9 protein-coding genes are annotated in these 12,225 nt (G+C 42.5%); 1 reads left to right on the forward strand and 8 read right to left on the reverse strand.

Features of this window, described 5'->3' with window-relative positions; translation table 11 throughout:
• Positions 1-254: 254 nt before the first annotated feature.
• From OCV80_RS03220 to OCV80_RS03250, 7 genes are read right to left on the reverse strand one after another with little or no spacing between them, the layout of a single operon-like run.
• Positions 255-677 carry a very short patch repair endonuclease gene (locus OCV80_RS03220; RefSeq protein WP_136891766.1) on the reverse strand — a complete coding sequence of 141 codons (423 nt, stop codon included), beginning with the start codon at positions 675-677 and terminating at the stop codon, positions 255-257.
• Entirely contained in the window at positions 670-2,286 is a 1,617-nt protein-coding gene (locus tag OCV80_RS03225; RefSeq protein WP_136890891.1) for a DNA cytosine methyltransferase, read from the reverse strand. Before OCV80_RS03225 ends, OCV80_RS03220 begins: the two co-directional genes overlap by 8 nt.
• Positions 2,287-2,289: 3 nt before the next feature.
• The gene (locus tag OCV80_RS03230) at positions 2,290-4,062 is read right to left on the reverse strand and encodes an AIPR family protein (protein ID WP_136890890.1); all 1,773 of its coding nucleotides are present in this window, start codon (positions 4,060-4,062) and stop codon (positions 2,290-2,292) included.
• A complete protein-coding gene (locus tag OCV80_RS03235; RefSeq protein ID WP_136890889.1) occupies positions 4,052-5,071 on the reverse strand; it encodes a PD-(D/E)XK motif protein in 1,020 nt (339 codons plus the stop codon). The genes OCV80_RS03230 and OCV80_RS03235 overlap by 11 nt, the downstream gene beginning before the upstream one ends.
• Positions 5,055-7,874, reverse strand: coding sequence for a Z1 domain-containing protein (locus OCV80_RS03240; RefSeq protein WP_267288214.1), 2,820 nt, complete (start codon positions 7,872-7,874; stop codon positions 5,055-5,057). Before OCV80_RS03240 ends, OCV80_RS03235 begins: the two co-directional genes overlap by 17 nt.
• On the reverse strand, positions 7,871-9,343 hold the full coding sequence (locus OCV80_RS03245) for an ATP-binding protein (protein ID WP_267288215.1): 1,473 nt from the start codon (positions 9,341-9,343) through the stop codon (positions 7,871-7,873). Before OCV80_RS03245 ends, OCV80_RS03240 begins: the two co-directional genes overlap by 4 nt.
• 34 nt (positions 9,344-9,377) lie before the next feature.
• Complete coding sequence (locus OCV80_RS03250) at positions 9,378-9,596, reverse strand: helix-turn-helix domain-containing protein (RefSeq protein ID WP_136890886.1); 219 nt, start codon at positions 9,594-9,596, stop codon at positions 9,378-9,380.
• Between the two features lie 279 nt (positions 9,597-9,875).
• Between OCV80_RS03250 and OCV80_RS03255 the strand changes: the two genes are divergently transcribed.
• A complete protein-coding gene (locus tag OCV80_RS03255; RefSeq protein WP_267288216.1) occupies positions 9,876-10,490 on the forward strand; it encodes an LIM domain-containing protein in 615 nt (204 codons plus the stop codon).
• 146 nt (positions 10,491-10,636) lie between these two features.
• Here OCV80_RS03255 and OCV80_RS03260 read toward each other — a convergent pair whose 3' ends face one another.
• Positions 10,637-11,683 carry a Fic family protein gene (locus OCV80_RS03260; RefSeq protein WP_136890884.1) on the reverse strand — a complete coding sequence of 349 codons (1,047 nt, stop codon included), beginning with the start codon at positions 11,681-11,683 and terminating at the stop codon, positions 10,637-10,639.
• Positions 11,684-12,225: the final 542 nt, after the last annotated feature.

The raw sequence follows: 12,225 nt of genomic DNA on the forward strand, positions 1-12,225 counted from the left end.
ATATACCACAGGTCAGCAGGAATAGCTACTGAAATTTTTAAGAAAAATAGCGACTGAAGCATTGCATTTCAGTCGCTATTTGGGATGTGGGGTACTCATGATGCGGGCTCCCATCTGAGCTATACCCCCATATGGAAGAGAATGTAAATATTGAGTTTTAAGTGCGGGGGTTGTTTACCGCTTCAACCGGGCTCGCAGGTTAACTATGCCCCTTCAAGAAGCAAGATTTCAGAATCAAAACATTTCTCTGTTTGTTAGCTTTTACTCTGTTGGATTTTTGTTATAAGCAGATTTAAGTTTTCTTCTCGCACAGCTCTTTTCAGTTCACATTCCCAAACTGTAATGACATTCCACCCTAAGGCCTTCAATTCTTCGGTATTCTTTTTATCGCGCTCAACATTCCGCAGGATTTTAGGTCTCCAGTAGTCTTGATTTGAACTCGGCCACACAAATCTGGAGCAATCATGTCTATGCCAAAAGCACCCGTTAACAAAAATGACAGTATGATATTTAGGCAGCACTATATCCGGACACCCTGGGAGCTTCTTCACATTTTTTCGATATCTGAGCCCTTGTGAAAAAAGATATTTCCTCACAATTTCTTCCGGTTTTGAATTTGTGCTGCGAATATGGGACATATTCATGCTCCGGACTTCTTTAGAGTGATTATCAGCCATTTCTTTCACGACCAGCTAAATTCTTTTCCAAAATCTGAGCGAGTTTTTCTGCTATCGACTTAGCCATAATTGGAGGAACAGCGTTGCCAACTTGTTGATACTGCTTATCCTTTGACCCACAGAACACAAAACTATCTGGGAATGTCTGCAATCGCGCGGCTTCTCTAACACTTATCGCCCGATCCTGCGTTGGATGAATCCACATTGACTTTCTAACGTTGACCACTGTCCCGCTTGGTTCATCATAATTTAGTCTAAGGTAGATTGTATTCTGAGTCCGTGCAGCATCTGTATAGGTATTCGTTTTCATAGAGTCTTTAAGTGAATGAAAATTCTGCCCTTGTTTAAGAGCACGAAAGCGCTCCATCGCAGTATCAGTTGTTTTCGTGACCATGTGATTTCTTAGGATTAAGGAGTTACGCAAAGATGAAGCAAGTTCACTAAGGTTTTCCTTGGGCTGTAGTACAATGCCATTTTGGTCATCAGCAAGATCAATAACCGGCTTGACATCTTCCAGGTCGCTAATTGCATCCCTTACTGTACGATATTCATCTGCGTCAAAATGCCCCTTGGGCAAAGCAATTTTTGCAGAAATACTACGTTTTATTCCTATAACAACAAAACGCATTCTTTTTTGAGGTGCACCATAATCAGCAGCGCAAAGAACATCGCTATAAATCACGTAATCATTTTCTGGAGCTTCGAGGATTTTTTTCAGGTAATCATAAACTGCGAATGAACGTATTTGGGCGGCTAAGCCATTATCTTGAACATATTTGTCTACAACAATGTTATTCTCAAATATTTCTTGAGCCTTGCTCAGCATTCGCTGGATCATTATGGACGGTTCAATCTTATCTTTTATTCTATCAATAGCCAGTCTTCCCTCATAGAAGTCCACTACCGCCTGAAATGCTGTTTTTGCTTCTGCAAAAACATGATCATTCTCTGCAATCGTTAAATACCGCTCTGCTCTTTTAAGTAATTTTTTCTTATGTTTATCCAATGCTTTTTGCATTTTAGCGGCGCTTCTTGATGCCTTGTAAATAACATTCAACAGGTAATAATCTTCTTCTGCCCAAAGATACTTCGAAATTTCTTTTTCCGACTGCACAATAGTCAGTGCTTTTTCGAACATAAACTTCGCATCCAGCAAATGCAGAAGAGTATCCTTTACTGGGATGTTGCAGCGCTCAATGGTCTCTTCATCGCGCTTTTCCATATAAAATCGATGTACTTCGGAACTCAACATGCTTACATTTTCCATAACAAAAGCCTTTGGTTGCAGTTCCAAAATTGCACGTAAATATTGCTTCACAAGCATATTATTTTGGCTAATCGCATGGTTTTTCTGGCGATTAGCATTGGAAAATCCCTGACATGGAGGGCCACCAATTACAACATCAATAGCGCCATATTTGCGCATAATGTCACTATAGTTGGCCGAGCATACATCACCTAAAACTTCTACGCCTGGATGATTCAAGCGATATGTATCTTGCATATAGGGACTATTCTCAAAAGCCACTTTAATATCATATTTTCCTGTTTGCATGAACCCAAGACTGAGTCCCCCCGCTCCGGCAAACAGATCTACCGCTGTGTACATATCTTATCTTGCTCCTGCTTTATCTTTTTGTGCTTCAAAGCGCTTTTGCAGCAGTTCCCAACAATCCTCTTTTTTACACCATTGACCGATATTCACACCGGGTACACTGGGATTTTGGAAATGCTCCCATACAAAATAAGCCAAGGTTTCGATTATCTTCGCTGTTTCTGCATTAATATCTTGATTGTTCCAAATTTCCTGAGGATTTATAAGATCCGAATAGTATTTCCCGATAAGCGCAACAGTATAGTAATCTTGCTGAGCCTTGAAACCACCGAATTTCAAGCTTTTTATAATATCATCACATCGATTAAATAAAATCACTCTTGAAATCATTTCGATGTAACTCTGTTCAGACGGTTCTGGAAATTCGCCTTTGGAAACCATATCTGAGAAAAACACAAAGTTTGTTTCCAGCCCTTTGCTTACGATATATGGATATCCAGACCACGCCATGACGCACTTTGCGGCAACAGTTTTTGAAATACAGCGATTCTTGGGGCATCGACTTTTGAATTGATCTTTTGCCGCTTTGGTTGGCTGTCTGCTCAGTTCAACAAGGTACTGACCTCGGGCACGCTCATAAAACCACTGATCGGTAGGCTTACCTTTTGCTACTGGAATATAGGTACTTCTGGACAGCCGTTCCATTTTCACATGATAGACATCATTTGCATTAAAGTCAGACATATTGATTTTATTCTGACTATTGGCATATTTAGATATATTCTGAATAATACCATCCGCTTGCTCTTTCTGTTTAATGACAGATAGCTTTATTTGAACATGCACTTTTTCCAGAGGCAGTTTTGCTTGAAATGCATTATAAATAGACGCCGTTGTTTGTCCGCCGTTTACTATCTGCCACCCAGTAATTTCGGTGATGGTCACTAAATCGTCATGGCTGCTTGCTTCGTCAATAACAATACTATCTGCAACTGTAGAAATACCGTTGTTATATGCCATAAACATTTCGGGACTACTTGCCAAGGACATTTTAATACCCTTATTGACCTTGCCAGTTGCTTGCAGAAACGAACGAACATTCTTTTGAATTAGTTCTTGCCCTTCATCCTTGTAAATGCGAGCCAGTAGTTCCCCGGAAATGACACCAATATAGCAGTCATAGATATCATTGCTCCCATTTACTTTAATTAGATGCAACGGAGCAGCATACTTCTTCTTTAGCTTTATAACAAGCTGACGTTCTACTGCTGTTCCGCTGAATATACTCTGATAAAGGCGTTCAATATCCCAGACATCAAACTTAATGGAAATCTTTCCGTAAGAAATATCCTCTGGAACGAATTGTACCACTTCGTCATTCGTCAGAAAAATAATATTCACTGTCTCAATATCCGCTCTATGTGCCTTAATAAACTCATAGGCTTGATACCCATCACTGGACTCTTCTAATTCCTCGAAATAATTCGTTTGGCAGGTCTTATAGAATTTTACTGCTTTTCGCATCAGTTTATCAAGCTCTGTTTTTTTGATTTTATCTGGTATGGCTTTAGCCTGATACTTGCTGACGAGTAGCGTCAATGAACGAAAATACTCACTGAAGGCATAACCGTCCAAACGCATATTCTCAGAATCTTTTTTGAAATCAACGAGAGTGCAGTCCGAAACAAGTGTTTCTCCGGTTTCAGTCAGATATGACAAGAAAAGTGTCTTAAACGCTGTGTTAACAGAGACGGGGCCGTTGGTTTTCACATAATCTTGCACTTCCTCGCGCAGTTCGCTGTAAAACTCCAATATTTTATCATTCAACATTGTTAACCCCTCCCTTCAACTTTGCAAACACGCTATTTTTGTTGACCGCAAATGGCATGCACTGAGCAACACTAATCGTATAAGTTAGATCTGTTACACCTGTGGGCACCGCAGCTTTTGTGATTCGTGCAAATCCATCTTTAACAGTAAAATAGTATTGATCACGGACAAAATAACCGGCACCATAATAATCCGCAGCCGCATCATAGTACCCATACTTTTGAATTTTTTCTGTGAAGGTCTGTGCTGTCTGTGGAATATGTGAAATTGCCCGACGGATCCGCTCTATAATGTCTGGCAGCTTATCCCCTGCACTTTGACTTTTTCGAAACGCATAAAAACGCAGGAATAACTTTCCGGGAATATCATTGTTGTCAAGTTGATATTCACTGCTGATATGTGCATAGTACGGAGCCTGAGAAGAAGTTGTTTTCACCTCAACCGCATTAGACGAGAAGTAGAAATCATGAGTCTCGTCATTACTGCCAGCCCATTGAGAAACAGCCATTGGTCCAAATACTTCAAGGCATTCTTCTAAAAACAGCAGTTCTCCATACAGCCCTTGCTGGCGTTCTTCAGACATAATAAGATCTTTATCTGTCTTGAAGAATTCTCTCCATTTGGTCAAAACCGCAGCAATAACTGCAAAGGAGTCTTCTGCAACGGAGCATTTCTCCAGTTCGCTTCGCAAGTTCTCAATGACAATTTCGAAAATATCAGTTGCACTTCCTGGTAACTGCATTACATTTACATACTCCTGATCAGTACCATAGGCAGGAAGTTTAGCGATGACGATGTCAACGCCTTTCCAGCGAGGGAATTGATTTGCCGTTGCTTTAGCGTCAACTGAGAAAAACGCTCCCCGCATGTATGTAAGTGTATTAATAGAGAATGCAATATTAATTCCGTTGGAGAGTTTCAACATTCTCATGGCGTAAACAGAATTAGGCCGAGAGTTTTTTGCAATATCCGTACATATTTCTTTATAGATGTCAGCCGTAAAACTCATCGTTATCTTTCTCCAGTGCTATATCGTTCATCCGATAAGACTTTAGATTACCTTTTCCTTTTCTATCAGGAAACACAGCTGCGAAGCCAAATGGGGTATTGTGATCTTCTTTCTGAGCAGTTAGTTTTCCTGCATCTGCAATTGGATAGAGGATTAACAATCCTTGATCAAAAGACCGCGTTTCCTTTCGAATTTTTTCGTTGACCCGATTAATGGATGGATCAGCCGAGTACATTTCTCGGAGCTCATGTTCCTTGTCGAGCTGTGCCTGACTGTAATCAAAATACTCGTGCCCAGCGGATGTCATGGTGTGTATTGAACAGGTTGTCTCAAAAGAAGATACACCAGCACCTTCTTTTCTGAGAATACCCGCACCAACATCAAGTCCCGCAATAGAAAATGGCTCTCCGTTTCCGCTGACATTTATAAGGCAGACGGTCCAATTTTTTACTCCGCCAAGACCATCTACATTCATCGCACGCACATAGTCTGCCATATACTTACTATTGGCGCGAGTAGCCGTTTTCGATGTTTCATAGCCTTCGAAGAAATTAGCAACATCATAAGCCGATACATCCATCCAAAAATAATGATCACCTGGGTGCGTTCTCTTAAGACGAGCTTCATACTGTTCACTTGAAACTCTGCATCCCGCTATGGAATACAGCAGATTCTCAACTGTTGCAAAATTGCGGTCATATTGGGAACCGTCAATATCGAAAACGCGTGTCTGGCTAAGCTTGCAGCTGAAGTCTCTTTTTACCTCAAGACCCGTCTTTAGTTTGTTTTTACTTGTAATCTCTAAAGAGGGATGACTTGCGACACGCAGGCCAAAATCTGCTGGAGTCTGATCTACATCATTCATAAAATCAAACTGTCCAGCCAAGTCCTCGGTTGCCATAGAAATGTGAGAAAAAAGTCCTCTTAGCCCTGGCGTTGTATATAGGCGACACGCATCCAAATAGCCAGGACGGAAGCCAAACCAGCGCCCCATTTGCATAAGAGTATCATAAGTATTAGAGCTTCTCGTGAAGTAACTGATAGTTAATCCCTCAAGCGTCAGGCCTCGGGACAGTTTGTCCCCGCCAATGACAATAACATTAAATGGCTTTCCTTCGTTGTTTTTGTATAGCAGAGCATCCTCGCTTTTTCCGTTGACACTGTATATTTTAATTTCTTTCTTTGCTACGATTCTCCTAATTTCATCCCAAATATCATCCCATTCAATATCTGCACAATCAGACATATATTTACTGAATTGAGAACGTAATGCAGCTGTTGTCTCAAGGTAATCATTTTCCCAAATCGTCTTCAGTTCATCATAGATACCTGAGTCGCCATATCGGATGAAGTTGGCAAGTTCATCTTGGTAGTATGCAGCAACTTTCTTTTTTACTGCATTTTGCTGAGAAACGAAACGCACAATGTGAATCAACATCGTATTGGGTTTATTAATTTGTCCTCTGCAATTACGAAGCGCGGTGGATATCAAGAAACATTTCACTGCTTTTTTTAGCTCTTCTGGTATGTTGCCAACAGGATCTCCTGCTTTAGTACCCTTACCAAGGTAAGAAGCTCCCGCGATAATATCTCTGCACAAAGGCATTACCGGCGTATTTTCATCGCCGCTTAATCCAAAAAACTCTCGGGCACCGATATACTGATCCGCCCGCGGTGTTCTGAAAACAAAGTTGCGAGGGAAGAGATCTGTTCCATATCGCTCAGAGTTAATATGCGGTGGTATAAAAATGTTGGCGAACGGAGTAGCTGTATATCCAACATAAGATCTGCACTCAAATGTTTTAAGAATTTCTCGAATCAGTCCATTTATTGTTGTAGGATTATAATCATCAAGAAGATTACCCTTCTCATCATAACTATCGTTTGTATTAATGGAGGCCTGGTCTGCTTCATCATCAATTATGAGCGCCGGATATTTAGCTGTTATAATTTTTTTGCCGTCAATTACTTCGGCACATTGGTTTTTTCGGAAAAAGCGCAGGATACGACGCAAAACCGTTGCATTTTTCTTTGTAACAATAATAAACGGCGGAACCATGGAGACGCCTTCTGTAGTTTTATTTACATCGCCTTTTTCATCACGGGTTGTAATGGACTGCACTATCGTTTTCACGCGGTTGTGCGCACCTATCCCAACACCAATAACATTCGGTTCCCTAATCATATCGGCCAAGTTTTCCAAGCTTGTCTCATAGCCCAAAACTTCTTCATCAATACGTGATTGCGTCTGGCTGCGTAGGCTATTATGAATGCCAGTCAACACTACTACAATTCTATACCCCGCATCAACCGCTTTATTGATCAGCCCAATGTAATGTGCGGTCTTACCAGATTGTACATAACCAAAGACCATGCCCATGCGATCACATGCTCTACCACTTCGTGGGTTTGCAAGTGCGTTCATTATCTCGTCAGTGGACGAATCAATATCCTGCACTGCAGTTAAACTCCAAGAAGGTTTTCTATTTAAGTAGTCATAATATCGCTGCCAATACTCAGGTATGAATTTTTCCGTTTTTTTAAGTTTACTCCACCAAGTTTTATCATCAAGTTCTGGGGACACAACACCTATTGATGGCTCGGTATATGCAGTGATTTCTCTAAAAAGAAACTGTGCAAATAACTCTTTATCCGAAATAATAAAGCTGTATTTCTCCGTTGTCTCTGTTACTGCAGCGCCAATATCAGTATTCTGTTCCTGAATTAACTTTTCGCAAAACTTGAAGGCACTTATGTAAAGATCAACTTCATGCGGGGCTAAGCCCTTAGGCACGTTTATCATTCGGCTTCCTCCAACAACTCAATAATCTCATTACGGAGATGACGGTAATTCACCATATCCAGTAAGGTGGACCTTGTTTCTTCTTTTGTAAATCCTTGAGACAGAAACAACGCGATGTATTCTTTTAATTCGGATATCTCCACTTGATATTCAAGTGAGGCTTTATTTACTGCAGTTTCAGTCGATTTTTGCAGCGAGTCTGTTACACCAGACAGCATAAACGGTGCAAAATTTTCTACCAGAGTTAAATACGCTGACAACGCAGCTGCGCCATCTGTGTCAAGATGCTTTTTGACCTCGGTGAGCAAGGCATGTTTACGGTTAATATGGAAGGAATAGCGCCCATTCTTTTTTCGCTGTTCCCAAACATAACTTAGGTTCGGTGCACTTATATTAGATTTTGAGTATGTCCCACGGGAGTTATAGACACGAGCGGACGCCTCCGTACAAATATCAATAGCCCGTTCCACAGTGTCTCGAACATACCCAGGTAAAGAGGCTGTTGATTTTTTAATGTCAATTTTCCACTCTTCATCACTAACAGAAGATATATCAACTTTAATCCTTGCAAGATTGTATGCTGGCTCTTTCTTGATATAATCAAACCATGTACCACAAATTATAAGTCTACGATTTCTATAGACATACACACCCTGATGATAGTTCCACCCTTTTGCACCGCCCGCAGCTTGATAGTCATCATCCGAGGCAAACTTGGTTCTATGGGGAAGAACATATGGCTGAATTACAACTTCAGATGCACCATCGTCTGACCATATAGTTTCATCTGCAAGCTCTTGAGTGGCATTATTATTGATAACGAACGGGTTCCATGGTTGAATCTCTGTTCCATTGATGCGAATAACAAGGCCATCTTCCTCAATGAACCGATGAAAAATAAGGGCGAGATGCTTTTCAACTTTTTCCGCTGTTTTGTAAAACTTCTTTTTGGCCTTCGCTTCATCTAAAGAACCGATTACTCGATCAAGATTCTCAATACAAACAACAGTACCTTGCGCTCCAAGCCTGGATGAAATCTCGGCTATTGAGTCACTTTCCTCGATAATAAGATTCCACCCAATATCAGGTATTTTGTCTAAATCCCATGCAGCGTTACTGGTAGATTCCTCAAATCTGGTTACAACAGTAAGCCTTTTCCCCAATGAAAAGGCGGCAGTTTTCATGCCCATACCAAATCGCCCAAGATCAGTATCATCCCGCTGTTTCGACGGATCAGAAGACCCAATTCTCATATTCTCTATTAGGGCTTGTGCTGTCATACCAATACCATCATCAAGAATTAGAATTCGCATTTTCTCAGTCTCAAAGATAATATCAATATGCTTGGCTTTAGCAGAAATACAATTATCAACAATATCCGCAATTGCGGTTTCCTCTGTATATCCAACGGAGCGTAAAGAGGCCAATAGAAGCTTTGCTTCCGGAATCGACTGAATGATGTTTCCCATATGTATCCCTTTGTTATCAAGAATATTCTACTATTTAACGACTCTTATCAGGATCCGGCACAATCTCCACGATATCTTCTATCCGGCAATCCAGCGCAGCGCAAATCTTCGCAAGAATCTCCGTGGTAACATGCCCGTTCCGCCCCATCTTAGTGACGGATGCTGGGCTGATACCCGCCTTTTCATATAAGTCTTTTTTCTTCATGTCCTTATCGATGAGCAGTTTCCAGAGTTTTTTATAACTCACAGACATAAATATCTCCTCCGTACCGATATGCGAAAAATGCTCTGCCACTTGGCAGAGCATTCGGTCTATTGCAGCCATACTGCCAAGGCCTATTCCAACACTTGACAGCGTTGTTTATAATGATAGCACATTTGGGCAGGAAAAGCAAGAAAATGATAAATCCGCACGAATTCCGACCCTATTGGATTTCTTTTCGAGCTGCAAAAGAAACGGTTGAACCTCCGGGCAGTCAGAGCTACAATGCCAACACCTCATCGTGAGGACAAACTGATTGGAGGTTAAATGATGAATTATGAAGTAAACCCGTTTCAGGACTACGAATCGATCACCATTGATGAGCTAAAGGATCAAGCTAACAGTCTACTGAATCTGGTAACGGAAGAACAGCGGCCGCTGCGCGTATGCATGAATAATGGCAAGGAGTTTCTGCTGTTCCCTCAGGATCTGCTCGCCCCAATCTGCGACTCTGACTTTCGCTTGATTCTGCTGTCGGCAATGCGGTATGCGATGGGCAGGAATACTTGTATGCCCATGGTAGTCGCTGATTATATCAAGCGTCACACTCAGCTTCTGGATGATAAGTTTCTCGTACTGGCTGCCGATGAGATTAGGCGGCATCTTGAAGATTACGCAGAACACGAGCCGAATCCGAATCTTTGGCATGACCTTTTAGATGCACTTGAGACAGAACAGAGAGAGCGTGCCACTCGTAAGGCAAGGAAAATCAGACTATGTCCAGCCTGCGGAAAACCATTGGAGATCATGAGCATTACCGACAACTGGCATTCACCCGGCGGCTTCGATGTGATTGCTCACTGCCGAAATTGTCTCTCTAATTATGAATGGTTCTGCGATAAGGATGGCGCTGTCTCAGATATGAAGCAGTATTTCTTCGGGTAAGGCAAGTGTGTGTTCCGGCAGGAGACTTTGGTGTATTCCTTGTTTATAGCGGCTCAACCCTTAAACTGTGCGCCAACTACTATAAAGCGACTAAAAGGGCCGCACCTGCTCGTATGAACAGGTGCGGCCCTCTAATTGACGGAAATTTAATTCAGTCTGAAATAGCAGGTGTTTTTACCTTTTCCTTCTTTTTTCAGTTCACCAACGGCGACTAACTTCCGCAGAGCACCCTCAATGGAACTGTCGCTGAGCGTCGGGCAGAGCTCCCGGATGTCCTGCTTATTAAACCGCCCGATTCTATTCTTGCTTGCTCTGCGCACCATTTCCAGTGCGGGCAGCTTGGTTTCCACAAGCGCCATGCGATCCTCAAAGTCCTTATACGCCGCAAGAATTGTCCCGAGCAGATACTTGATGAAAGGCACTACATCCTCTGTGCCTTCGTGCCAGCCGGTTTGCGCCTGTGCAAGCGCATCATAGTACAAATCCTTGTTTTTGGCGATTTTGGCTTCAAGTGAGATATACTTGCCGACATAAAATCCGCTCCGGTACAAAAGCAGCGTTGTGAGCAATCTGCTCATTCTTCCGTTGCCGTCATTAAACGGATGAATGCACAGGAAGTCATGGATGAAAACCGGGATTGCAATCAACGGCTCCAGCTCCATATTTCCAATCACACGGTTGTATTCCTCGCAGATTCTGTCCAGCGCTTCCGGCGTTTCATAAGGGGCAAGCGGCGTGAACAGCGTTTTCACATGACCGTCCGGATAGGTGGCAGTGATATAATTCTGCACGCTTTTTGTGCGGCCCGCAAGCGGGTTATTCATGTGGCTGTACAGGATTTTGTGAAGCTGCAGGATATAGTTCTGCGTAATTGGTATCGCGTCAAAGCTCTCATGAATGATACTCAGCACATCGCGGTATCCAGCGATCTCCTGCTCATCTCGGTTCCTCGGCGTGGTTTTCTCCTCGACGAGCTGCCGGATTCGGGTACTCGTGGTGACGATGCCCTCGATGGCATTCGATGCCTCAGTGCTCTGTATCTTGGCAATCTCCACGAGCTTTTCAAGTTCCTCCGGACGCTGCTTCAAATACAATTCTTGCTTTCCGGCTTCCTTGTATATGGCCGCAATTAGGCCAAGAACATCCGAGTCCCACTTCTGTTCCTTAATTGCAGAGTAATTGAAGGTTCTCATTCCCTCACCTCCATTCGCTTTCCCTTAAATAGTAATACGAAATAAGGGAATAGTCAATAGACTGTGCCATAAATCCCTTACTATTATGCCTGTATTAAGGAATTTATACTCAGGGAGCACGAAAAGTACCTCGCTTATCTTCCTGCCTATTCTTTGTCTATAGCGGCTCAACCTTTGAGCCGCACCCTTGCAGAAACCACTTGCATAACACCCTCCGCAGAGTTACAATGCAGACGATTTGAAACACAAAACGCTTCCCGTCCGGCCCCGGTGACAGTTCACCGGAAACCGGGCGGGAAGCGTTTTTGACCACATAGATTACCACATACGGCTCCGGAACACTCGGAAACAGCGGAGATAAGAGCGTCAAAGAGTAAGTGAAACAAATTAAAAAGCGCCGAAAACCGCTATAAACGAGCGGAAAAAGTATTCCCGATAAGTTTGGGAAATGAGGGCAAGGGCTCGCCCATCTCAGCGGGAAAAGTTTGTCAAAAATGCAGTTGTATGTTGCCGGCAGCAGGCTGCAAATTGAGAGGAGCTGT

The organism is Oscillibacter acetigenes, assembly GCF_025567605.1.
In the GTDB taxonomy this organism is placed as follows: domain Bacteria; phylum Bacillota; class Clostridia; order Oscillospirales; family Oscillospiraceae; genus Oscillibacter; species Oscillibacter welbionis.